Source organism: Psychroflexus maritimus (assembly GCF_011089875.1).
GTDB classification, from domain to species: Bacteria; Bacteroidota; Bacteroidia; order Flavobacteriales; family Flavobacteriaceae; genus Psychroflexus; species Psychroflexus maritimus.
This window is the reverse complement of the sequence record NZ_JAANAS010000001.1, coordinates 137,598-160,377: the sequence shown is the minus strand read 5'-3', so window position 1 is coordinate 160,377 and position 22,780 is coordinate 137,598. Positions and strand designations below refer to the sequence as shown.

Here is a 22,780-nt window from a genome sequence, read left to right as displayed (position 1 = left end):
ATAAACTCCAAAGCATTTTTTTGTTAACTATTTTTTATACGAGAATTTAATCTTGTTTAAAAAATAACATGAGCTCTCACGAAATTTAATTCAACTACAAAATCAGTAATTGTTTATGGAATAAAGTGCTAACCCTCTAAATAAATCAAAGATTTTTGTAAATCTGGATTAAAACTTAATAAGGAAATTATAAAGAGTTTTAATTCTTCAATCTCGTAAGGTAAAAGATGTTTAACTGCTTTTTTTACTTCTTTAGTAAAGAGAGTAGTATCAAAACTTACTTTTCTAAGCACTTCTTTTGTGTATTCAAACATAGCTCTAGCCATAATTGAAAATATAATTAGGTTAAGTAGTTTTTAATCATATAATTCGTTATAAATTTTTGTCTAAATTAGTGAAAAGACTAGCTAAACAATGTTAACGAATTGTTATCAAAAAACGGAATCCTCAATTTTAACATACTTATTTTTTTAATTTAATAGTCCAAATAAACTGAAAATGAGAAACTAATTCATTTTTTTCATTATAACCTAAAGATTTCAAGTTTAACGTTTGGCCTTCTTTAGTTGATTTGCAACGTTCAATAGTTTCCCTAACCAATTCTCCTTGATTACATTCAAAGCGAATCACTCCTGTGGCTTTTTTGTGAAAAAAAGATTGATTTTCAAGAACAAGCATCGAAAAATTTTGGGGATTCCTGTTTATTTCTTGCATCACTAAAGCGCCTGTAGTTAATTCAGCAGCCATTGCTTGAACAGCAAAATACATGCTTCTAAACGGGTTTTGATTAAACCATTTATGTTTTACTTTACTTTTTGCTGAGGTTGATGAAAGATGAGTCAAACGAACTCCACTCCACCAAGCAGACGGGAGTTTAAAGAAAAGAAAAAAGTTGATTTTTGTTGAGTTCATAGAGTAATCCTGTTTATAGTTTAGCAAGTTCTAAAATAAGATAATTTACTCAAGCTTTTATACATTTAATTCACAAAAGCAAAATAATTCCAATTTTAGAAAATAGAGATAAGGTAAAACTGTTTTTTAATAAATAACTTTAGTATAGCAAAATCTAAAGTTGATAAATGTGTAGGAAGAATTATCAAGTTAAGATATAGTTATAGCTTTAAATAATTTAGTAACTTTGAATCCAATTGTAATATTAAAAAACTAAGCCTTGATTACACATATTAGCATTAAAAATTTTGCTCTAATTGATGATATTTCCATCCCAATCCGTGATAATTTCACGGTAATTACAGGAGAAACTGGTTCAGGAAAATCAATATTATTGGGGGCTCTTGGTTTGGTATTAGGAGAAAGGGCAGATTTAGAAGCGATTAAAGACCAAACTAAAAAGTGCGTTATTGAGGTCAATTTTCAAATTCAAAACTACAAGTTACAATCTATTTTTAAAAAACTTGATTTTGATTATGAAGATGAGACTATTATAAGAAGAGAAATTCTTCCATCTGGAAAATCGAGAGCCTTTGTTAATGATTCTCCAGTTAAGCTTCAGGGTTTAAAGAAATTAGGGCAACATTTAATCGATATTCATTCTCAACATCAAACTTTAGCTATTGGTAAAAAGGAAGTGCAGTATAAATGTGTAGATCACTTTGCAAAACATCAAGACAAGCTAGCTGATTTTCAATCAAATTTTTCTGAATTTAACCACCTTAAAAAACTTTTACAAGATTTAATAGATAAGCAAAAAGCAAGCAATCAAGCGCATGATTATAATTTGTTTTTACTTAAAGAATTAGATGAAGCAGAACTCTCTAAGGGGGTGCAAGAGCAATTAGAAGAGGAGCAACAAGCCTTAAGTAATGTAGAATTATTAAAAGAACAACTTTCTAAAGCTATACAGCTTTCAGAAAATGATGAAATAGGTACGTTAGATCAACTTAAAGAAACTTATAATTCGCTTTATTTACTAAATGACATAAAGCCTATTTACCAAGAACTTTCTGAACGCTTAAAAAGCATTCAACTTGAACTTGAGGATATTGTGATAGAGCTTAATAGACAAATAGATCAGGTAGAAGACAACCCTAATCTACTTGAAGCAACTAATGCAAAGCTCAATACTATCTATCAACTTCAAAAAAAACATCAAGTAGATAATGTAGATGAATTATTAGAAATTAATCGTCGTTTGGCCGATCAAATACTTCAGAAAGATCAACTAAAAGACGAAATAGAAGAAACAGAAAAGCAACTACTTGAGTATAGAAAAATGCTTCGCAAAAAGGCGGAAGATTTGTTTGAAGGAAGAAAAAAAGCTATTCCTCAGCTAGAAAACGCACTACAACAAATTCTATCAAAAATAGGCATGCCTTCAGCTACATTCCAACTAGAGCTCAATAAACTAGACACCTTATCTAGTTTTGGTATAGATGAATTGATTTGGAAGTTTTCTGCCAATAAAGGTAGCCAACCTAAACCGGTAGAAAAAGTAGCCTCAGGTGGAGAATTGTCAAGAATTACTTTAGCAATAAAGAGAATCTTAGCTAAAAACAGCAAATTACCAAGTATAATTTTTGACGAAATAGACTCCGGGGTTTCAGGAGATGTTGGAAGTAAAATAGGTGAGGTATTAAAAGAAATGGGCGAACAAATGCAAGTGATTTCAATTAGCCATTTACCACAGTTAGCAGCATTAGCAAAAAACCATTTTAAGGTTTACAAAACTGAAGGAAAAGACAATACTTCCACAAAAATTAAAAGCTTAAATAAGCACGAGCGAGTGGAAGAAATAGTTAGTATGTTAGGTGCTAATTTAGAAACTTTTTCTGCAGTAGAACATGCAAAATCTTTGTTAAACAGATAAAAACATTATATTTACGCAATTAAAAATAGACACTATGGCCTATAACTTATTAAAAGGAAAAAAAGGAATTATTTTTGGAGCTTTAGACGAAAACTCCATTGCTTGGAAAACTGCAGAGCGTGTAGTTGAAGAAGGAGGAGAGATTGTATTAACCAATGCTCCTATTGCTATGCGTATGGGAAGCATAAAAAAATTGGCTGAAAAAACCAATGCCAAAATTATTCCTGCAGATGCTACAAATGTAGAAGATTTAGAAAAGCTTATTGACGAATCTATTGAAATTTTAGGCGGAAAATTAGATTTCGTACTTCACTCTATTGGAATGTCAATAAATGTAAGAAAAGGAAAACACTATACAAATCAAAATTATGATTGGACACATAAAGGCTTAGATGTTTCTGCGATGTCTTTTCATAAATTAATGCAAACATTACATAAGAAAGATGCAATGAACGAGTGGGGAAGTATAGTTGCACTTACTTATATGGCAGCGCAACGCGTTTTTCCTGATTATAACGACATGGCAGATAATAAAGCCTTTTTAGAATCAATAGCAAGAAGTTTTGGCTATTTTTACGGGAAAGACAAAAAAGTTAGAGTTAACACAATCTCACAGTCACCAACACCTACCACCGCTGGAAAAGGAGTTAAGGGGTTTGATGGGTTTATAAATTATGCCGACCAAATGTCTCCTCTTGGCAATGCTACTGCAGCAGATTGCGCAGACTACACGCTTACACTTTTTTCAGACCTAACTAAAAAAGTAACCATGCAAAATTTATTTCATGATGGTGGGTTTTCAAATACAGGAGTTAGTGATGAAGTAATGGCTAAATTCGAGAAATAAATAATTAATTTTAAAATTATATTCAACATTGCGTTAAGAATTTGTAATTAATTTATAAATTTAAACCCAAATTAAAATTAGATTAATATGAGAAAAATAATACCCTTATTAGCTGTTGCTTTGTGTTTGGTTATATCTACCAATTTAAAAGCCTCAAGCTATTCTAATTCAAATCCATTTAATATACCATTTACTAGCGTTTCAAATCATTTAATTACTAGTAACTTAGATGCGTATTTATTTGAGGATTGTGACCCGATAGAAGCTCCTTATTTAGATGATTTAGATGGTGATAATTGGGTAGCAGGTTCTGGTTTTTTTAATAGTGGTTCCGAAATTGACCCATGTTGGGAAAGTAACCCAACCTCTGGTTTTTTCTGGGGAACAAGAACAGGTGATACCAACTCGTCAAACACAGGTCCAAGTGATGATGTGTCTGGAGGAGGAAATTATGTGTATTTGAGAACCTCCTCAGGTAATGATGGTGACCTTGCTACCCTTCAAGGACCAACAATTAATGTAGGGACTGCAACCGATCCAATCATCAGTTTCTATTACCACATGTTTGGAGATAATATGGGAACTTTAAGCCTTGAAGTAAGAGAGGAAGGAGATGCAGATTGGACAGAAGTGTTCAGTCTAACAGGACAACAACAAACTTCTTCAGCAGACGACTGGATTCAAGAAACTGTTGCTCTTACAGACTTTGATACGGCAACTAACATAGAATTTAGATTTTTAGGTGAACGCGGCGATGGCTCTCTTGGAAATATGGCCATTGATGAAGTTTATGTTGGTTCAGCGCCCACATGTTTTGATCCTGAAAATATAGCAATCACAACTGATGCTAACTCAATTGATTTAGTTTGGGATCTTGCATCGGAAGCTTCTGAAGGTTACATTTGGGAAGTTTATGAGTTTGGAAATAACCTAAGTGATGAAAACCCGTTTTTGGACGGAACTGTTGGTTCTACTGAAAACACACTAACTATAGAAGGCTTGCAAGCGGGCTCAATTTACACCCTTAGATTATTAAGTGATTGCGGTGTTGATGATGGTTTAAGTAGTGGATCATTAATTGAATTTGAAACAGAATGTGGGGTGGTATTTACCCCTTATGTTGAAAATTTTGATGGTCCAAGATGGGCTACAGGAACAACTGATGCAAACGATAATATGGTCTTGGATGAATGTTGGGAAAATGATGAACCTGTAGATGGTTTCTTTTGGGGAACTAGAACAGGAAATACTAATTCATCAGATACAGGGCCTAATCAAGACTTCAATGGAGATGGAAATTATATTTACCTTCGCTCCAATTCTACATCAAGTGGAGAAATAGCTTCTTTTAAAGGACCCGCAGCAAACCTAGCAAACTTAGAGGAGCCCTCCATATCATTTTACTATCACATGTACGGAGAGGATATGGGAACACTTAGTTTAGAAGCGAGAACACTGGGTGATACAGATTGGGTTGAAGTGTTTAGTATTTCTGGACAACAACAAGAATCAAACGGCGATTTTTGGGAAGAGGTTGTAGCTGACATCACAGATTTTGCAAACGAAACTATTGAATTTAGATTTTTAGGCGAAAGTGGAAGTAGTTCAGCTAGTCAAATGGCTATTGACAATGTTTCTATACAAGAAGCACCTTCTTGTTTTAATCTTACAGAATTTGATGTTTTAGGAGGAGACGTTTTTGCAAATGCAACTTGGAATAATTCGCCTAGTGCGTCAGAAGGATTTATTATAAATATTTATGAATCTGGAGCAAATATTGAAGTAGATGACCCTTTGTTCACAGAAATAGCAGAAGCTGGTACTAGTGAATTTGAAATTACAGGCTTAGAGCCATTAAATGATTATTTAGCTACTATTCAAGCAGATTGTGGTGCAGAAAATGGATTAAGCAATTTACGCCAAGCGGTTTTTAGTACTTTCAATACTGGAGATGCCTGTGGAGCTGCTATTGAAATTGATGAAGTTCCTTTTTCTGATTCCGATTCTACAAGTAACTATACTAGTATTTATAGTGGACTTCCAGGAAGCGAATGTGGAAGCACACTTCAACACTTAAACCAAAACGATGTTGTATATCGCTACACTGCTGAAGAAAGCGGAGGCCTAGATATTACTTTAAAAGACATTTCAGGGACTTATGCAGGAGTTTTTGTTTATGACACTTGTGACGATATAGGAGACTTTTGTCTCGACGGATTTGGAAATGCTTTTGGTGATGGTTCAAGCGATATTAATTTAATAGAAGTTCCTGTTGAAGCTGGTGAAAATTATTACATTGTAGTTTCTCACTGGCTTAATACAAGTATTGATTACACCTTAGAGGTAGATTTTATATCTTGTGCAAGACCAGGAAACCTTGGTGATCAAATCACAGGACCAGCAGAAATAGAATTATTTTGGGATGCTCTTGGAGATGAAACTCAATGGGAAGTGGAATATGGTTTAACACCAACGCAACAAGGAGACGAAGGAAATACAACAGTTCTTGTTGATCAAGAAAGCCTTATTTTAGACGATTTAGAATCTACCACCAATTACAGATTTTGGGTGAGAGGCGTCTGCGATTTAGAAACTGAAGATTATAGCGTTTGGGTTGGTCCTCACAACTTTAGAAGTCCAATTATCCCTATTGAGATTGGAGCAGGAGAATCTTATGAAGAGGTATATTGTTACGGAAACAATGAATTTAAAGAGTGGTTGTTTTTATCAACTGCAGATCCTATTGAAGAAGGATTATTAATGACTTGGAATTCTGGTAGTATTGAAGATTTAGCAAATTCCAACGACGTGTTAAGGATTTATGACGGATTTAGCAATGAAGGTAATTTATTGTGGGATTCAGATGATGATGGAGTAGAACTTACTGATTTAGAATTCGAATCTACAACAGGTGCTTTCTATATGATTTTAATTACCGATATTGCTCAATCATGTCAAGGTGGTCAGGGAGAGCTTCCTGAAGAATTTGATTTCAAAGTTAGCTCGCCTACAGACATCAGCACAACCGATTTTGATGCTGACAACTTTAGCTACTATCCAAACCCAATAGAAAACATTTTAAACGTAAACGCAATCAATGTTATTGACGATATACAACTTTTTGATATAACTGGTAAAAAAGTGAAAGCTTTTACACCTAATAATAATCAAATCCAACTAAATTTAGAAGGAATTCCTTCAGGAACTTATATCATGAAAGTTGAAATTAATGGTGAATCCGAAAACTTTAAAGTGATTAAGAAGTAAGTATTTATAAATTTTTAATAGAAAAAGGGGTAGAATTAATACCCCTTTTTTAATTTTATGTAATTTAGTTAATGAAGTAGTTGAATAATATCGATTTATAAACTTAATAACACAGCTATTTAAAAAATATAATTACTTTTGTGAAAAATTAAAATTATGGCATTAGAAATAACAGATCAAAGTTTTGAAGAAACTGTTTTAAAAAGTAAGCAACCCGTACTTGTTGATTTTTGGGCTGCTTGGTGTGGACCATGTAGAATGGTTGGGCCAATCATTGACGAAATAAGCAAAGAATACGAAGGAAAAGCTGTTGTAGGTAAAGTTGACGTAGATGCAAATCAAGAGTTTGCAGCAAAGTATGGAGTTAGAAATATTCCAACTGTCTTACTTTTTAAAGACGGCGAATTAATTGAACGTCAAGTAGGTGTTGCGCCTAAAGAAACTTACACAGAAGCTATTGAAAAAGCTATGTAAGATATTCAAAAAATAAAATGTAAAAAAACCTGAGTCTTCACTCAGGTTTTTTTACATTTATACTTTATATGTAATGATGAATAGTAAGCAAATAAATAAAGAATCTAAAAAGTTTAATCATTTCAAGTTTCTTGCTAACCAAGTAATGGAAGGCTATATTAGTGGAATACATAAAAGCCCATTTCATGGATTTTCTGCCGAATTTGCAGAACATAAACTGTATAACAAGGGAGAAAGCACAAAACATATTGATTGGAAACTCTTTGCAAAAATCGATAAGCTATATACCAAAAAATACGAAGAAGAAACAAACCTAAGATGCCAAATAATCATAGACTCTTCTTCTTCTATGTATTTTAAACCCAATAAAAATAGATTAAGAAAAATAGACTTTGCTGTTATAGCTTCATTAAGCTTAATGCAAATTTTTCAAAAGCAAAGAGATGCGATTGGCCTTAGCATTTATAATGATGAGATTACTTACCATCAAAAGGCAAAAGGAAATAACGCTCATTTTAGTAATCTTGAAAACAAATTGATTGAATTAATAGATGAAAACCCACAAAATAAGAAAACTAAGACTTTCAGCTTTTTGCATCAGTTGGCTGAAACTTTGAGCAGAAGAAGTTTGATATTTATATTTTCCGACCTTCTTCAAACGGAGGTAGAAAATCAAAAACTTTTGGAAGCTATTCAACATTTGAAATTTAATAAACATCAAGTGGTTATATTTCATACTTTTAACGAAGATGAGGAAGTAAACTTAGATTTTGAAAATAAACCCATTAGATTTCATGATTTAGAGACTAACCAATCCTTAGATGTATTTCCAGAACAAATAAAAGATGAATATGTTCAAAAAATTAAAGCATTTAAAAATCAACTTAAAAATAGTAGCCAACAGTACCAAATAAACTATCAATATTGTAACGTGAACAGAGGTACAACTTCCTTAATCAAAAGTTTTTTAGAAGAGGTTCAATAATTAAAAATATAGAACTCAATAACTTAAAATAGGCAAGTAAAAAAAACTAAAAAAACCTAATAAAAAGATTTGTTGAAACAAAAAATGGTTTTATATTTGCACTCGCTACAAAGCAACGGTCTGGTAGTTCAGTTGGTTAGAATACCTGCCTGTCACGCAGGGGGTCGCGAGTTCGAGTCTCGTCCAGACCGCTTTTTTTTATGAAGTTGTGTTGTGAGTATGTAAATACTCGGGTTTTTTTAAAACCGTTGAAGAGCTTTTCCAAATGGAAAGGCTTTTTTTAATTCAAGTACACAAGTTAATCTATCGATTACTTTCCCCTTTAGTTTTAATAGCTTAATTAGAATTTAACAGGCCCTCCTTTTATCAGTTAATACTTATTGTATAATCGCCTAGGCAAATTCTAATATTTTTGTAAATTTCGAAAATATAGATAAATAAATGTTTTATGGAAAAAAGTGTATTGATTGAGGTAAAAAATAGTGTAGCATATATCAAGTTAAATCGCCCTGCAAAGTTTAATAGTTTTAATCGGGAGATGGCTTTGCTTTTACAGAAAACTTTAGATGATTGTATAAGAAATGATGAGGTAAGGGCGCTTGTTTTAATGGGAGAAGGAAAGGCTTTTTGTGCAGGACAGGATTTGGGAGAAGTAACTAATACAGATCAAAATCCGGGTTTTAAAAAGATTTTGGAAGAGCATTACAATCCCATAATAACTCGTATTAGGAACATTGAAAAACCAGTAATTGCTGCAGTAAATGGAGTTGCAGCTGGTGCTGGAGCTAATATTGCTTTGGCGTGTGATATTGTTGTTGCTTCAGAAAGAGCAAGTTTTATCCAGGCATTTTCAAAAATTGGATTAATTCCAGATTCTGCAGGAACCTTTTTTTTACCTCGCTTAATAGGTTTTCAAAGAGCCTCTGCATTAGCTATGTTAGGCGATAAAGTTGATGCTATTGAAGCTGAAAGAATGGGAATGATTTACACCTATTATTCTTCAGAAACATTTGATTTAGAAGTGGATAAATTGGCTAGACAATTGGCACAAATGCCTACTAAAGCTTTAGCTTTTACTAAAAAAGCCCTGAATAAATCTATGCAAAATTCATTAGAAGAGCAATTAGCTTTAGAATCTGAATATCAAATTGCCTCTGCGCAAACCTTAGATTACAAAGAAGGAGTAACCGCTTTTGTAGAGAAAAGAAAGCCTGTATTTAAAGGAGAATAATTAAAAACTTGAAAAAGTCCTAAAAAATAATCCCAGTAGGAATCCCACCTACTTAATTTTAAACTATAACTATCAAAATACTAAATAGTTATAAAAGTGCCCAGAGCGGGAGTCGAACCCGCACGCCCTTACGGACACATGGCCCTCAACCATGCCTGTCTACCAATTCCAGCACCTGGGCAATAAAGTAAATATAAAAAAAAACCTCTTAAAAGTAAGAGGAAGTTTTATTGTTTTTTAAATGCTTTTGAAAGCATCAAAAAATGAACTTAAATTTTGTGATCTGGCTGGGGCTTCCCGTATAATATTTCTACGGTCACTGCGTTTCCTTGAAATCTATCACGGGATAAACTTCTCGCCCATCAACTTCAGAACTTAAATTTTGTGATCTGGCTGGGGCTCGAACCCAGGACCCTCTCCTTAAAAGGGAGATGCTCTACCAACTGAGCTACCAGATCATTTTTTCAATGCGGGTGCAAATATACTAGCTATTTTTAAATATGCAATAAAATAATAAGTATTTTTGTGCTTTTATTTATTGTTTATCCATTATAAAATATAAGCTATTGAAAATAATATTATTAGGCTATATGGGGGTTGGTAAATCAACGCTAGGAAACGCACTCGCCAAAGAGTTAGAAATCAATTTTATTGATTTAGATGCCTATATTGAGCAAAAGGAAGGTAAATCGATAAGTGATTTGTTTGTAAACAAGGCTGAAATTAGTTTCAGGAAAAAGGAAACTAATTACCTCAAACAAATTTTAAATCACGAGTCGTCATTTGTTTTGTCATTAGGAGGAGGAACTCCTTGTTATGCCAATAATATGGAGTTAATCAATAAGTATTCAAAAAACACTTTTTATCTGAAGGCTAGTTTTCAATTTTTAAGCAAGCGCTTGTACAATGAAAAAAATGTTAGACCTTTGCTTCAGCATTTAAAGCATTTAGATGAATTTGAAGATTTCATTAGAAAACACCTTTTTGAACGTCAAAATTATTATTTCTTGGCTAATTTTACTATTAACGTAGAAACTCAAAGTATTGAAAACAATATAACTCAAATATTAAATCAATTAAATTAAAACCAATGAAGAAAACATTTTTTTTACTCTGTTTAGCTTTTACATTATCTTCATGTGACGAACTTCAACAAATTGCTAATGAAGCAGTTTTAACCAATCAATCTGATTCACAAATAAGTAGCGGCCTTAAACAAGCTTTAGAGTTAGGTGTAGAGCGTCAAGTTAAAGAACTCACAGCACCTGGTGGGTTTTTTCAAAATGAGGAGGTTAGAATTTTATTACCAGAAGAATTGAGAAAAGTTGAAACCGCGCTAAGAAGGGTAGGTTTAAATAACCTTGCAGATGAAGGATTAATAGCTTTAAATGCGACTGCTGAAGATGCCGTAAAAGAAGCTACTCCTATTTTTGTTAATGCTATAAAAAATATGTCAATTCAAGATGCACAAAAAGTTTTAATGGGTAATGAAAATGCTGCAACCCAGTTTCTTGAAAGACAAACTTCTGAAGAACTATATGCAAGCTTTTATCCTGTTGTTGAAGATTCTTTTCAAAAAGTAGGTGCTGATGAGATTTGGTCTAATTTGATTTCTAAATACAATAACCTTCCGTTGACCTCTAATGTAACCACCGATTTGTCTGATTATATCACTCAACAAGCTATGCAAGGGGTTTTTATAATGATTGCTAAAGAAGAAAAAGAAATCAGAAACAATGCTCAGGCTAGAACAACGGATTTATTGAGAAGAGTATTTAGTCTTCAAGATTAAGTGCTGATTATAGGTTGTGATTGTATAAACTTGATACTTTCTTGATTAAATAGAATAGGCGATTCAACATTAACTACATGCCCGCATTTTTCAACAATATAAAGTCGGGCTTTTTTATGCTTTTCTGCAATTTTCTTTACACTAGGCAAAAACAGATGGTCTTGTTCTCCCATAATATATAAGGAAGGAATATTGATGTCTTTTTGCCTAAAAAGCTTGAGTAGAGGATTAATTTCTGAAGTTAATTTGAACCATTTTATAAATTCCTTTTGGTATAATTTTTTAGCTTCTCTTACAAATAAACTTCTTGATTGCTTATGATTTTTTCGCGGCATAATAATGAAAGCAAAAAAACGATAAAGCAGTAAATATGGAATTACCGATTTAAAAATATTTCCCATTCGCATTAAAAACCTAGACCGTACATTCATTTTAAGTATTGCACCACCCATTATCATAGATTCTACTCGCTCTGGATACTTCTCGGCAATATTTCTAATTAAAATTGTGCCCAGAGAAATACCTATAAAATGACTTTTTTCAATTTTCTCAAAATCGATTACTTCAATTATATCTTCTGTAATAAAATCAAAAGTGTAGTCGTTTTTAAAGCTATCTTTAAACTGAATAGAATGATTTTTAGAGTTTCCGTGCCCTCTTAAGTCAATTAGCAAGACATTAAATTTCTTTTTAAAATCTCTTATTTGCTTAAACCAAATAGAAGAACTTCCTCCGGCACCATGAATAAAAGTAACCCAAGTCGAAGAATTTGAATGCGTATGTTTTTGATAGCTTATCACGTTGTAAAAATCGCTATTATTTATCTATTCAAGCATGATTTTTTAGAATAATTAATTTTTTTACTTTTTGTAAGCTCTTATATTGAATTTTTAATTGACATCTGTAACTTAATGTTTAAATTTGCTCACTATTAACGAATTTGTAGCTGAGCTAAATTTGACCTAATGACGTATTTCAGAAAAATTCTTCGCTTTGCGAAACCTTATAAAACTTTTGCTATTCTAAACATTATTGCGAATATTTTTTATGCTTTGTTTAGTACTCTAGCTATGATTTCGCTTTTTCCTATGTTAAAAGTTTTATTTGGTGATGATGAGCCAATTTATGAAAAACCTGTTTGGCAAGGATTGACTGAAGCTACTAAATATGCAGAAAATTATTTGAATTTTTTTATAACGCAAAAGGCTGAAGAAGGAGCAGATGTTTTAATTTACATGGTGGTTTTAATCATTGGCATGTTTTTACTTAAAAATTTCTTTAACTATTTAGCCATGTTTTTTATTACCTTCCTAAGAAATGGAGTGTTAAAAGATATTAGAGATGCAATGTATAAAAAAACCATTGAATTACCCCTTTCACATTATTCAGAAAAGCGAAAAGGTGATACTATTGCTCGTATTACTAGTGATGTTTTGGAAGTTCAGCATTCATTTCTATCTATTTTAGAATTGATTGTTCGTGAACCATTAACCATTATATTCACCATAATCGGTATGCTTGCAATTAGCTTGAAACTTACTCTTTTTGTTTTTATTTTTATTCCAATTTCTGGTTTTATTATAACCAGGATAGGAAAATCTTTAAAGAAAAAGTCAGATCGGGTTCAAGAAGAACAAGGACTTTTTTTGTCAATTTTAGAAGAAACCTTAGGTGGATTGAAAATAATTAAAGGCTTTAATGCTGAAAGAAAGTTTAATGAACGATTTCAAGCTTCAACTAAACAATATTATAATTTCTCAAATAAGCTTTTAAATAGGCAAAACTTGGCCTCTCCAACTTCAGAGTTTTTAGGAATAGGAGTAATTGCTATTTTACTTTGGTATGGAGGACAAATGGTTTTGGATGAAAAAAGTCTAGATGCCGCACTTTTTATTGTTTACATGAGTCTTTCTTATCAGATATTGACGCCAGCAAAAGCTATTTCTAAAGCTTCATATAGCGTGAAGAAAGGAAATGCAGCTGCCGATAGAATCCTTCAAATTTTAGAAACTGAAAATGAAATTGAAGACGCTCCTGATGCTATAAATAAAACTTTGTTTGATGCCCGTATCGAAGTTGATAATATCAGTTTCGCTTATGAGGAAGAGTGGGTGTTGAAGAATTTTAGCCTCCAGGTAGAAAAAGGAAAAACTCTAGCTTTAGTTGGTCAATCCGGTAGTGGAAAATCAACCATAGCTAACCTACTTACTCGTTTTTATGATATTCAAAAAGGTGAAATTAAAATTGATGGTCAAAATATTAAAAAAATCAGCCAAGCCTCTTTACGGCAATTAATGGGCTTAGTTACTCAAGATTCTATTTTATTTAATGACACCATTAGAGAAAATTTACTTATAGGCAAACAAGACGCTTCTGAAGAAGAACTTTTAGAAGCTTTAAAAATTGCAAACGCTTATGAATTTGTAATGAGTTTACCCAAAGGAATTGATACCAATATTGGCGATAGCGGCGGAAAATTAAGCGGTGGCCAAAAGCAACGAATTTCGATTGCCAGAGCCGTACTTAAAAATCCACCTATTATGATTTTGGATGAAGCTACTTCAGCCTTGGATACAGAAAGTGAAAAATTAGTGCAAAAAGCACTTGAAAATATGATGAAAAATAGAACTTCGGTAGTTATTGCGCACCGACTTTCAACCATTCAGTCAGCAGATCAGATTGTTGTAATGCATCAAGGCGAAATGGTAGAAAAAGGAACGCATGACGAGTTAATGCTGAAAAATGGAACCTATAGAAAACTGGTAGAAATGCAGTCTTTTGAATAATTAAAGACTATCATAAATAGAAACAACTTGCCAATTTATCATTTACATTAGCACCCAAATTATTTTCCATTGGAAGAACGTGAATTAGTTGAGAAGTTAAAAGACAAAGCCTTTAAAAATGAAGCCTTTGAAGAACTGCTTAACCAATATAAAGAGCGTTTGTATTGGCATATTAGAACTATGCTTAAATCTCACGAAGATACCGATGATGTGCTTCAAAATGTGTTCATTAAAATTTATAAGAATATTGATAAATTTAAAGGGAATTCTAAACTTTACTCTTGGATGTATAGAATTGCAACCAATGAAAGCATCACCTTTTTAAATAAACGAGCTAAGCGACTTCAAATTTCTGATGAGGAATTACATACTAAAATGATTAATGACTTAAAAAGTGATGTGTATTTTGAAGGAAGTGAAATTCAATTGAAATTACAAAAAGCTATTGCACAACTTCCTCAAAAACAACAACAAGTTTTTAATATGAAATATTTTCAAGATTTAAAATACAAAGAAATGTCAGAAATATTGGATACGAGTGTTGGAGCTCTAAAAGCAAGCTACCACCATGCAACTAAAAAAATAGAAGAATTTTTAAAATCAGTTTAAACTTTTTGTCTATATATTCGTCTAATAATTAGCATGAAAAATAAAAATGAAATAGAATCAGGGTTTAAAACACCTCCTCATTATTTTCAAAATTTTAATCAAAAATTGAAAGTAAAAATGAAGGATGAAAGGACTGATGAAGTAATACCTGGATTTAAAGTTCCTGAAGCTTATTTTGACCATTTAACACCTCGCATAAAGACAAAAATTGCTGAAGAAACAAAATTTGAAAAGGCTTCTCAGTCAAAAGTAGTTAGCTTAAGCTATTGGATGAAAACCGCCGCCGCAGTTTTGGTAGTGTTGGGAAGTTTGTGGTTTTTTAGTTTAAACAAAAAAGTGAAACCAAAAGCATCTAATACGCTAGTCATTGAAAATTTAGACCAACAGTTAATTAATCTTTATGTGGAAGATTACATCTTACCTTATGATGATTTGTCTTTTGATCTTTACAACGAATTTCAAATTAATGATATTGCTGAACATGATTTGATGGAAGTTGACCAACAAAAAATATTAAATTATTTTGAAGAAGATTTATACGATGCTGATTTTTTAAACAAATAAAATGAAAAATCTATTATTACTTATTGGATTATTTTTTACAAGCTCTTTTTTTGCCCAAGACGATGAGCAAATTTATGCGTTAAAGGTCTCTTATTTTACCTCTGAACTAAACTTGAGTAGTACTGAAGCCGAACGGTTTTGGCCGGTTTACAATCGAAATACGCAAAAGTATAATTCGCTTAAAGATGGAATTTGGAAAAGTATAAAAAACAGACTTAACCGAATTGATGAACTCACAGATGAAGAATCTATTCAACTCTTAGAAGATTATACCAATTATCATGATGAGCGTCTCATCTACCGATTAGATTTTATAGAAGAGCTCAAAGGTGTTATCTCTGCAAAAAAAATAATGAAATTGAAAAAAGCTGAGTATAATTTCAACAAGAAGCTACTAAAACAATACCGAAGTAAAAAAGAAGACTAATTATAAGGATTAAAAAGGTTGAAATAAATTTAACTTTATATACTTTTTCAATGAAATCAATACAGATTAGACTTGGTATTTTGCTTTTATGCTTTACGCTTTCACTTCAAGCGCAAAAATCTGAAGGAATAGGTGGGATTGTTAATCTTGAACGTCATCAATTTACCATAGGAACAGGATTTAATTACGAATTAGGATTACTTAGAAACCTAAGTATTTCAACAGGCTTTTCTCCTACACTTGGTGTACTTGAACAGGGAAGTATGTTTGGACTAGCTTTTAATACTAGAATTAGATACTACCATAACTTCAAAGAACGAACTGATGCATTTAAAAAAGTAACCGGTAACTCAGCAAATTACTTTGGTCCTGCGTCTTCGTTTTTTTGGGAGCCTTTGCTTCTTACCCATAACTTGAAGGGTGATAAAAAGTTTTCATTGGCGTTTTATGGGGGTTATTATGGGTTTCAGCGAACTAGCACAAAAGGCCTAAATATTACTCTTGAAGCAGGTGTTGGGTTTTATGATGCGGTTGCTACTCAGGGAGGATTTGGAGGATTATTCAGCTTTACCTTAGGCTGGGTACCTACCAAACAAGGAAGAAATGAACCAGAAATTTATTTAGATAAACCCAATCCACTGGAACAAATAGAAGAATAAATATCCAACTTTTTTAAGTTGGCTATTTATTGATATAGTAAAATAACTCAGTTTACTTCTCTACTCCAAACTCTTTTAAAATCGCATTGATTTTCTCTAAAGCTTTTTCTTGTTTTTGACCAAAATCTTCTACTTTAGAAAAGGCTTCATTTACACTTATATAGAATTTTATTTTAGGTTCGGTGCCACTTGGTCTTGCGGCTACCTTTGTTCCATTTTCTGTATAGTAAATCAACACATTTGACTTAGGAATAGCAATGGATTTAGTTTCGTTATTTTGTAAGTCTTTAGCTTCAGAAGTGCTATAATCTTCTATCAATACTACTTTTTCGCCGTTAATTTCGCTTAAAGGCTGCTTTCTTAAATCAATCATTTTTTGTTTGATTTCTTCAGCGCCAGCTAAACCTTTCTTTACTAAGGAAACTAAGTGTTCCTGATAAAAGCCGTACGTCTGGTAAATCTCAATTAATTTTTGGTAAAGTGTTTTTCCTTCAGCCTTTAATTCAGCGGCCATTTCACAGGTTAGCAAAATAGCCGAATTAGCATCTTTATCTCTAACTACATCAGAAACCATGTAGCCAAAACTCTCTTCACCACCGCCAATATAAGTTAATTCGGGATGGTCTTTAATTAGTTTTGCAATCCATTTAAAACCGGTTAAAGCTTCTTTATAAGTAACCCCGTAATCTTCAGTTAGTACCTTCATTAGAGGTGTAGAAACAATGGTAGAAGCAACAAATTCTTTCCCTGAAAGCTTTCCTGCTTTTTTCCATTTTTCCAGTAAAAACCAAGTCATTAAAACCATGGTTTGATTGCCATTTAATAATTGAATATTCCCCTCTAAATCCCTCACAGCAATTCCTAATCGGTCGCCATCTGGATCGGTGCCAATTACCAAGTCGCTGTTTTTTTCTTCAGCTAATTTGATAGCTATTTCAAGAGCTTCAGGTTCTTCTGGATTAGGCGATTTTACCGTAGGGAATTGTCCATCTGGCGTAGCTTGTTCATCCACAATATGCACTTGACTAAACCCCGCCTTTTCTAAAATAGGAGGAACCGTTTTAATTGCAGTGCCGTGTAAGGAAGTAAAGCAGATGTTGAGGTTTTTTCTAGCTTCTGGAGTGGCATCAAAGGTTCCTATTTTAACTACTTCTTCAAAATACTTTTGATCAATTTTTTTATCAAGGAGTTCAATTAACTCTTCATTTCCAACAAGCTTAATTTCTTCGTAATTTAAGTTTTCAATCTCTTGAATTATTTCCTCATCTTGTGGAGGTACCAGTTGACCACCATCTTTCCAATACACTTTATACCCATTGTATTCAGGAGGATTATGACTAGCCGTAAGCACAATTCCACAGGTACAATTTAAGGCTCTTACGCTGTAAGAAAGTAGGGGAGTAGGACGTAATTCTGGAAATAAATAGACTTTAATTTGATTGGCGGCAAATACATTAGCTACAACACGAGCAAGGGTATTGCTGTTGGTTCTACAATCATAAGCTATAGCTACAGAATGTGCTTGGTTGGGCAAAGTTTTATGAATGTAATTTGAAATTCCTTGGCTGTTTTTACCTAAGGTATATTTGTTTATTCGGTTGGTTCCAACGCCCATCACACCGCGCATTCCTCCCGTACCAAAAGAAAGATTTTGATAAAAGCTCTCTTCTAATTCTTTTTTATTTTGATCGATTAGCAGTTGAACTTTGTTTTTAGTTTCATTATCAAAAAAACTACTCATCCAATATTGAGCTTTTTTTAAAATATCTTCCATAATGTATTAATTTTCAATTTTTTTTGTACTCGATTTAATTTGATAGCGTTGACTTTGGTGGTCAATTTTCAAAATTAATTCGCCTAAAAACCCCGCTATAAACAAAAGTATGCCAATAAGCATTGCGGTTAATGCGATATAAAACCATGGATTGTTGGTCACTAAAATCGCTGGTAAGCCATTCCAAAGTTTATAAATTTTGGAAATACCAATCCATGCTGATGCAAAAAAACCAATGAGAAACATTAAGCCTCCTAGTGCTCCAAAAAAATGCATAGGTCTTTTTCCAAATTTGGTAAAAAACCAAACGCTGATTAAATCTAGAAATCCATGAACAAAACGCTCAGGCCCAAATTTTGTGCTTCCATACTTACGGGCTTGGTGTTTTACTACCTTTTCTCCAATGTTTTCAAAACCTTCATTTTTTGCTAGAATAGGGATGTATCTGTGCATTTCGCCTTTTACATCAATGCATTTAATTACTTCTTTTTTATAGGCTTTAAGCCCACAATTAAAATCGTGTAACTTAATTCCAGAAGTCCAACTGGCTACTTTATTAAAAAGCTTAGAAGGTATATTTTTAGTCAGTACAGCATCGTGTCTAACTTTTTTCCATCCAGAAACTAAATCAAATTTTTCTTCAATAATCATTTGATACAACTCAGGAATTTCATCTGGATTATCCTGTAAGTCGGCATCCATAGTAATTACAACTTCGCCAGCGGCTACTTTAAAACCAGCATTTAAAGCTTGTGATTTACCGTAGTTTTTAAGGAAATGAATAGCGTGAACAAATTCAAATTTTTGCGTAAGCTGATTTAAAATTCCTTCAGATTCATCTTTACTTCCGTCGTTGATAAAAATAATTTCAAATGAAAATTGATGTTCAGTCATTACCTTCAAAATCCATTCAACTAACTCTTGAATAGATTCTTCTTCATTAAATAAAGGAATAACAACCGAAATTTGCATAGTTAGTAATCTTGTTGATTATTTTTGAAAATCAAACCTAAGACTAAGCCTATAATGAATGATTTCAGCATTTGCCCAAACAAGGCTAAAGTTGCTAGGGTGAAAGGCGAAGTAAAAATTTCAAGTCCTTTGTAAGCGGCATCTTTTTCTTCAGTACTAGCATTGCTTTCTACAAAAGTTCGTTCAACTTCTTCAACTGCAGTTTCTTTCATTTCTATAATAAAATCTGGGTCAATTACGGTATAATGCAAGTATTGATAAACGGCATAAATCAAACCTCCAATTACGCCGGTTATAAGTCCGATTTTTATAGCGTTAGAAAGCGTAAGAATGCCATTTTTCTTTTTAAAATCAGTAATTGCGTAATAAAGTAAGCCAATTAAGATGACTAAACTTACAATTGATAATACAGTCTTGATGTTTTCTCCTTGGCTATAGGTTATAAAAAGTGTTAAAATTGAAATTCCTCCGTAAATAACTCCTGTATTTACCCCAAACTTTTGCACTGAAACTTGATTTTCCATTAATTTAAATTTAAATTGCTAAAATAAGTGTTTTATTTTTATTGTTCTTTTGTATTGGTCTATTTTGTTGGATTTTGTTACAAGCCCTTATTAAAAAAAACTTGATTTTCATTTCATTGCTTTTCTATTAGACGGCTTATTTTGCTTAGGTTTCAACTTATAGCCTATCTTTGCAACAAATTAATCACTAAATTTTACTCACATTGAATTACGTTTCAGTTGAAAATATAAGCAAATCTTACGGTATTTTAACTCTTTTTGAAGGGATTTCTTTCGGTATAAATCAAGGTCAAAAAATTGGGTTTGTGGCTAAAAATGGTTCGGGTAAAACCACCTTACTTAAAATTCTTTCAGGAAAAGAAACCCCCGACGAAGGTCAAGTGAATTATCGCAAAGAGCTAAAAGTTGGAATTTTACATCAAGAACCTGATTTAGACCCCAATTTGAGTATTGAAGAAGCTATTTTTGCTTCAGATAATCAGATTTTAAGAGCTATTAGTAAATATGAAAAAGCCCTACAAAATTTAGATGATACTGAAACTTACCAAGCAGCATTTGATCAAATGGATCAGCTTCAAGCTTGGGATTTTGAAACCCAATACCGTCAAATCTTATTTAAACTTAAATTAGATGATTTAAGTAAAAAAGTAGCCGATTTATCGGGTGGGCAAGAAAAGCGTTTGGCTTTGGCTATTCTGTTACTACAACAACCCGATTTGCTAATTCTAGACGAACCTACCAACCACCTTGATTTAGAGATGATTGAATGGTTAGAAAGTTTCTTTGCTTCAGAAAACATGAGTTTGTTTATGGTGACCCACGACCGGTATTTCCTTGAGCGTGTGTGTAATTCTATTATTGAATTAGATGAAGGCGAACTTTATACGTATAAAGGAAATTATTCGTATTACTTAGAAAAAAGAGAGCAACGCTTAGAAACGGAAGCAGCTACCGTTAGCAAAGCAAAACAGCTTTACAAAAAGGAGCTGGATTGGATGCGAAGACAACCTAAAGCCAGAACTACAAAATCAAAATCAAGAATTTCTGATTTTGGTGACGTAAAAGAACGCGCTCATAAACGAAGAAAAGACCACCAAGTTGAATTGGAAATAAATATGCAACGCCTTGGAACAAAAGTGGTAGAGATGCATAAAATTTCAAAATCCTTTGAAGGCAAAGATTTATTTACAGATTTTGATTACAATATTAAAAAAGGAGACCGAATTGGTATTATTGGAAAAAATGGTTCAGGGAAATCTACCTTCTTGAAAATTTTAACCGGTAAACTACAACCCGATACGGGCAAAGTTGTGATTGGTGAAACCGTACAATTTGGATACTATACCCAAGGCGGAATTCAAGTAAAACAAGGGCAAAAGGTAATTGATGTTGTACGTGAATTTGGCGAGTACATTCCTTTACAAAAGGGAAGAAAAATTTCTGCTCAACAACTTCTTGAGCGTTTCTTGTTTGATCGAAAAAAACAATACGATTTTGTTGAAAAACTAAGTGGTGGAGAACGAAAACGACTTTATTTATGTACGGTTTTAATTCAAAATCCGAATTTTCTTATTTTAGATGAACCTACCAACGATTTGGACATTATCACCCTAAATGTGTTAGAGAATTTCTTGTTAGATTACCCCGGTTGCTTGCTAGTGGTTTCTCACGATCGTTATTTTATGGATAAAATTGTTGATCATTTGTTTGTTTTTGGAGATCATCGAATAAAAGATTTTCCTGGCAATTATTCAGATTATAGAGAAATAGAAGAGCGTTTGAAAAATTCTGATGATAAAGAGGAAAAGCCCCAAGAAACAAAGTCTGTTTCAGCAAACACAAAGACCGATAAAACTAAAAGTTTATCCTATAACGAACAAAAAGCATTTAAAAAATTAGAAAAAGAAATACAGGATTTAGAAAAGAAAAAAAAGCAACTAGAGCATAAGTTTTTAGAAGAACTTTCTCCCGAAGAGATTAAGGGAAATTCTATTAACCTTGAAGAAATTACCCAGTCTATTGAAGCTAAATCTGATGAATGGCTGGAGTTGTCGATGAAAATGGAAGAATAAACTAATCCATTTTATCACTCAATTTCTTGAAAACTTTTCTTGGATTTTTGTTTTCGTAAAGTACTTTATGAACGGCATTAATAATAGGTGTTTTGGTTTTCTTTTTTGAAAAATAGTTGATTGTATAAAATTTTAATGCTGCTTTTTAAGGCAAAATAGCAAAGTTAATTTTATTAACAATAACCAAATCATTTTATAAAAATTGACTTAATTTTTGATTTTTTTTCATACTATTGTTTTAAAATAAATAACATGAAAAAATCTATCTCATTTTCAATTTTACTTTTGGTAATAATTAATCTTACAGGGTGTTCAAGTATAAAGGTCTCTGACGTATGGAAATCTGAACAATTTGAAGCTATAAAGGACAACAAAGTTTTAGTAATAGCAAGAACAGATAACACACAAGCAAGACTTGCCTTTGAAGGAGAACTCAAAGAACAATTAGAAAAAAATGGTGTTAAAGCAACAGCAAGTGCTACAACACTTCCTACAAAAATTAAAGTAGAAAAGGAACTAAGTCAAGATCAAAAAATGGCTTTTCGTGATTTTTTGAAAAATGAAGCTTACGACGGTGTGGTTTTAAGTGTTATTAAAGATGTAAAAGAAACAACCAGGACAGTAACAGAAGGCGGATATTACGCAGGAGCAACCCTGCCAAGGTATTATCCGTATTATTATACCGGTTTCTTTTCTTATTATTACAATCCACTTTCTTATTCAAGCTTCGGTACCTATGTAGAACCTTCTTCAACAACTTATTCTTATAAGACTTATATAGTAGAAACCGTTGTTTACGATTTAAATCAAAAGGAGGGAGAGCAATTGTTAGCTGTTATAACCGCTTCTATAGAAGATCCTTATAATTTAGATAAATTTGCCAAAACTTACGCCAAGAAATTGGTTAAATCTTTGAAGTAAAGCCAATTTAAAATTCAGTTTTTGTGTTTAAACTTTTACGAAAGCCAAA

21 protein-coding genes, 3 tRNA genes and 1 pseudogene are annotated in these 22,780 nt (G+C 32.5%); 16 read left to right on the top strand and 9 right to left on the bottom strand.

The genetic code is table 11. The features are described 5' to 3' along the window. Nucleotides 1-128 precede the first annotated feature (128 nt). Complete coding sequence (locus G7034_RS00720; protein WP_166399034.1) at nucleotides 129-326, bottom strand: hypothetical protein; 198 nt, start codon at nucleotides 324-326, stop codon at nucleotides 129-131. 136 nt (nucleotides 327-462) lie between these two features. Then, nucleotides 463-912: a DUF4442 domain-containing protein gene (locus G7034_RS00715; RefSeq protein WP_166399033.1), complete on the bottom strand. Its 450-nt coding sequence runs from the start codon at nucleotides 910-912 to the stop codon at nucleotides 463-465. Between the two features lie 259 nt (nucleotides 913-1,171). On the opposite strand from G7034_RS00715, the gene recN reads away from it, so the two are divergent. The 7 genes from recN (at nucleotide 1,172) to G7034_RS00680 (ending at nucleotide 9,631) form a co-directional block, all read left to right on the top strand. Beyond that, nucleotides 1,172-2,827 carry a DNA repair protein RecN gene (recN, locus tag G7034_RS00710; protein ID WP_166399032.1) on the top strand — a complete coding sequence of 552 codons (1,656 nt, stop codon included), beginning with the start codon at nucleotides 1,172-1,174 and terminating at the stop codon, nucleotides 2,825-2,827. A 34-nt stretch (nucleotides 2,828-2,861) separates the two neighbouring features. Beyond that, complete coding sequence (locus G7034_RS00705) at nucleotides 2,862-3,674, top strand: enoyl-ACP reductase FabI (protein WP_166399031.1); 813 nt, start codon at nucleotides 2,862-2,864, stop codon at nucleotides 3,672-3,674. A gap of 87 nt (nucleotides 3,675-3,761) precedes the next feature. Next, entirely contained in the window at nucleotides 3,762-6,941 is a 3,180-nt protein-coding gene (locus G7034_RS00700) for a T9SS type A sorting domain-containing protein (protein WP_166399030.1), read from the top strand. A 156-nt stretch (nucleotides 6,942-7,097) separates the two neighbouring features. Then, nucleotides 7,098-7,415 (top strand): thioredoxin, encoded by a 318-nt coding sequence (trxA, locus tag G7034_RS00695; RefSeq protein ID WP_166399029.1) that lies wholly within the window; start codon nucleotides 7,098-7,100, stop codon nucleotides 7,413-7,415. 73 nt (nucleotides 7,416-7,488) lie between these two features. Beyond that, nucleotides 7,489-8,400 (top strand): DUF58 domain-containing protein, encoded by a 912-nt coding sequence (locus G7034_RS00690; protein ID WP_246166694.1) that lies wholly within the window; start codon nucleotides 7,489-7,491, stop codon nucleotides 8,398-8,400. A gap of 117 nt (nucleotides 8,401-8,517) precedes the next feature. Continuing rightward, nucleotides 8,518-8,591, top strand: a tRNA-Asp gene (locus G7034_RS00685). 257 nt (nucleotides 8,592-8,848) lie between these two features. Next, on the top strand, nucleotides 8,849-9,631 hold the full coding sequence (locus G7034_RS00680) for an enoyl-CoA hydratase-related protein (protein ID WP_166399028.1): 783 nt from the start codon (nucleotides 8,849-8,851) through the stop codon (nucleotides 9,629-9,631). Between the two features lie 97 nt (nucleotides 9,632-9,728). On the opposite strand, the gene G7034_RS00675 is transcribed toward G7034_RS00680, so the two are convergent. Both G7034_RS00675 and G7034_RS00670 read right to left on the bottom strand, forming a co-directional pair. Then, nucleotides 9,729-9,812 (bottom strand) — tRNA-Leu (locus G7034_RS00675). A gap of 204 nt (nucleotides 9,813-10,016) precedes the next feature. Beyond that, nucleotides 10,017-10,089 (bottom strand) — tRNA-Lys (locus G7034_RS00670). 108 nt (nucleotides 10,090-10,197) lie between these two features. Between G7034_RS00670 and G7034_RS00665 the strand changes: the two genes are divergently transcribed. Continuing rightward, complete coding sequence (locus G7034_RS00665; RefSeq protein ID WP_166399027.1) at nucleotides 10,198-10,716, top strand: shikimate kinase; 519 nt, start codon at nucleotides 10,198-10,200, stop codon at nucleotides 10,714-10,716. 5 nt (nucleotides 10,717-10,721) lie between these two features. After that, nucleotides 10,722-11,423, top strand: coding sequence for a DUF4197 domain-containing protein (locus G7034_RS00660; RefSeq protein WP_166399026.1), 702 nt, complete (start codon nucleotides 10,722-10,724; stop codon nucleotides 11,421-11,423). On the opposite strand, the gene G7034_RS00655 is transcribed toward G7034_RS00660, so the two are convergent. Beyond that, on the bottom strand, nucleotides 11,420-12,223 hold the full coding sequence (locus tag G7034_RS00655) for an alpha/beta fold hydrolase (RefSeq protein ID WP_166399025.1): 804 nt from the start codon (nucleotides 12,221-12,223) through the stop codon (nucleotides 11,420-11,422). The two genes, G7034_RS00660 and G7034_RS00655, sit on opposite strands and share 4 nt — an antisense overlap. Before the next feature lie 165 nt (nucleotides 12,224-12,388). Here G7034_RS00655 and G7034_RS00650 point away from each other — a divergent pair, with 165 nt between their 5' ends. The 5 genes from G7034_RS00650 (at nucleotide 12,389) to G7034_RS00630 (ending at nucleotide 16,468) form a co-directional block, all read left to right on the top strand. After that, nucleotides 12,389-14,209, top strand: a complete 1,821-nt coding sequence (locus G7034_RS00650) for an ABC transporter ATP-binding protein (protein WP_166399024.1) — start codon at nucleotides 12,389-12,391, stop codon at nucleotides 14,207-14,209. 69 nt (nucleotides 14,210-14,278) lie between these two features. Then, nucleotides 14,279-14,818 carry an RNA polymerase sigma factor gene (locus G7034_RS00645; protein ID WP_166399023.1) on the top strand — a complete coding sequence of 180 codons (540 nt, stop codon included), beginning with the start codon at nucleotides 14,279-14,281 and terminating at the stop codon, nucleotides 14,816-14,818. A gap of 33 nt (nucleotides 14,819-14,851) precedes the next feature. Next, the gene (locus G7034_RS00640; RefSeq protein ID WP_166399022.1) at nucleotides 14,852-15,382 is read left to right on the top strand and encodes a hypothetical protein; all 531 of its coding nucleotides are present in this window, start codon (nucleotides 14,852-14,854) and stop codon (nucleotides 15,380-15,382) included. Nucleotide 15,383: 1 nt separating this feature from the next. Continuing rightward, on the top strand, nucleotides 15,384-15,809 hold the full coding sequence (locus G7034_RS00635) for a hypothetical protein (RefSeq protein ID WP_166399021.1): 426 nt from the start codon (nucleotides 15,384-15,386) through the stop codon (nucleotides 15,807-15,809). A 50-nt stretch (nucleotides 15,810-15,859) separates the two neighbouring features. Continuing rightward, a complete protein-coding gene (locus G7034_RS00630; protein ID WP_166399020.1) occupies nucleotides 15,860-16,468 on the top strand; it encodes a hypothetical protein in 609 nt (202 codons plus the stop codon). Nucleotides 16,469-16,520: 52 nt separating this feature from the next. Here the strand turns inward: G7034_RS00630 and G7034_RS00625 are convergent, their stop codons facing one another. The 3 genes from G7034_RS00625 to G7034_RS00615 are packed head-to-tail and all read right to left on the bottom strand — an operon-like array spanning nucleotide 16,521 to nucleotide 19,738. Further along, entirely contained in the window at nucleotides 16,521-18,242 is a 1,722-nt protein-coding gene (locus G7034_RS00625; RefSeq protein ID WP_166399019.1) for a phospho-sugar mutase, read from the bottom strand. A 6-nt stretch (nucleotides 18,243-18,248) separates the two neighbouring features. Beyond that, nucleotides 18,249-19,214 (bottom strand): glycosyltransferase family 2 protein, encoded by a 966-nt coding sequence (locus G7034_RS00620; protein ID WP_166399018.1) that lies wholly within the window; start codon nucleotides 19,212-19,214, stop codon nucleotides 18,249-18,251. A gap of 2 nt (nucleotides 19,215-19,216) precedes the next feature. Further along, the gene (locus G7034_RS00615) at nucleotides 19,217-19,738 is read right to left on the bottom strand and encodes a DUF4199 domain-containing protein (protein WP_166399017.1); all 522 of its coding nucleotides are present in this window, start codon (nucleotides 19,736-19,738) and stop codon (nucleotides 19,217-19,219) included. A gap of 203 nt (nucleotides 19,739-19,941) precedes the next feature. On the opposite strand from G7034_RS00615, the gene G7034_RS00610 reads away from it, so the two are divergent. Further along, nucleotides 19,942-21,810, top strand: a complete 1,869-nt coding sequence (locus tag G7034_RS00610; protein WP_166399016.1) for an ABC-F family ATP-binding cassette domain-containing protein — start codon at nucleotides 19,942-19,944, stop codon at nucleotides 21,808-21,810. Nucleotide 21,811: 1 nt separating this feature from the next. Here G7034_RS00610 and G7034_RS11850 read toward each other — a convergent pair. Continuing rightward, a pseudogene (locus G7034_RS11850) lies at nucleotides 21,812-21,919 on the bottom strand (NAD(P)H-dependent glycerol-3-phosphate dehydrogenase); the annotation flags it as partial. Between the two features lie 143 nt (nucleotides 21,920-22,062). Between G7034_RS11850 and G7034_RS00600 the strand changes: the two are divergent. Continuing rightward, the gene (locus G7034_RS00600) at nucleotides 22,063-22,731 is read left to right on the top strand and encodes a hypothetical protein (RefSeq protein ID WP_166399015.1); all 669 of its coding nucleotides are present in this window, start codon (nucleotides 22,063-22,065) and stop codon (nucleotides 22,729-22,731) included. The last annotated feature ends 49 nt before the right edge of the window (nucleotides 22,732-22,780 follow it).

What these genes read in the sequence shown, in the direction of transcription:
- G7034_RS00720 (WP_166399034.1), bottom strand. Translation starts at nt 326, where the DNA reads ATGGCTAGAGCTATGTTTGAATACACAAAAGAAGTGCTTAGAAAAGTA.
- G7034_RS00715 (WP_166399033.1), bottom strand. Translation starts at nt 912, where the DNA reads ATGAACTCAACAAAAATCAACTTTTTTCTTTTCTTTAAACTCCCGTCT.
- G7034_RS00705 (WP_166399031.1), top strand. Translation starts at nt 2,862, where the DNA reads ATGGCCTATAACTTATTAAAAGGAAAAAAAGGAATTATTTTTGGAGCT.
- G7034_RS00700 (WP_166399030.1), top strand. Translation starts at nt 3,762, where the DNA reads ATGAGAAAAATAATACCCTTATTAGCTGTTGCTTTGTGTTTGGTTATA.
- trxA (WP_166399029.1), top strand. Translation starts at nt 7,098, where the DNA reads ATGGCATTAGAAATAACAGATCAAAGTTTTGAAGAAACTGTTTTAAAA.
- G7034_RS00690 (WP_246166694.1), top strand. Translation starts at nt 7,489, where the DNA reads ATGATGAATAGTAAGCAAATAAATAAAGAATCTAAAAAGTTTAATCAT.
- G7034_RS00680 (WP_166399028.1), top strand. Translation starts at nt 8,849, where the DNA reads ATGGAAAAAAGTGTATTGATTGAGGTAAAAAATAGTGTAGCATATATC.
- G7034_RS00660 (WP_166399026.1), top strand. Translation starts at nt 10,722, where the DNA reads ATGAAGAAAACATTTTTTTTACTCTGTTTAGCTTTTACATTATCTTCA.
- G7034_RS00650 (WP_166399024.1), top strand. Translation starts at nt 12,389, where the DNA reads ATGACGTATTTCAGAAAAATTCTTCGCTTTGCGAAACCTTATAAAACT.
- G7034_RS00640 (WP_166399022.1), top strand. Translation starts at nt 14,852, where the DNA reads ATGAAAAATAAAAATGAAATAGAATCAGGGTTTAAAACACCTCCTCAT.
- G7034_RS00635 (WP_166399021.1), top strand. Translation starts at nt 15,384, where the DNA reads ATGAAAAATCTATTATTACTTATTGGATTATTTTTTACAAGCTCTTTT.
- G7034_RS00630 (WP_166399020.1), top strand. Translation starts at nt 15,860, where the DNA reads ATGAAATCAATACAGATTAGACTTGGTATTTTGCTTTTATGCTTTACG.
- G7034_RS00625 (WP_166399019.1), bottom strand. Translation starts at nt 18,242, where the DNA reads ATGGAAGATATTTTAAAAAAAGCTCAATATTGGATGAGTAGTTTTTTT.
- G7034_RS00620 (WP_166399018.1), bottom strand. Translation starts at nt 19,214, where the DNA reads ATGCAAATTTCGGTTGTTATTCCTTTATTTAATGAAGAAGAATCTATT.
- G7034_RS00615 (WP_166399017.1), bottom strand. Translation starts at nt 19,738, where the DNA reads ATGGAAAATCAAGTTTCAGTGCAAAAGTTTGGGGTAAATACAGGAGTT.
- G7034_RS00600 (WP_166399015.1), top strand. Translation starts at nt 22,063, where the DNA reads ATGAAAAAATCTATCTCATTTTCAATTTTACTTTTGGTAATAATTAAT.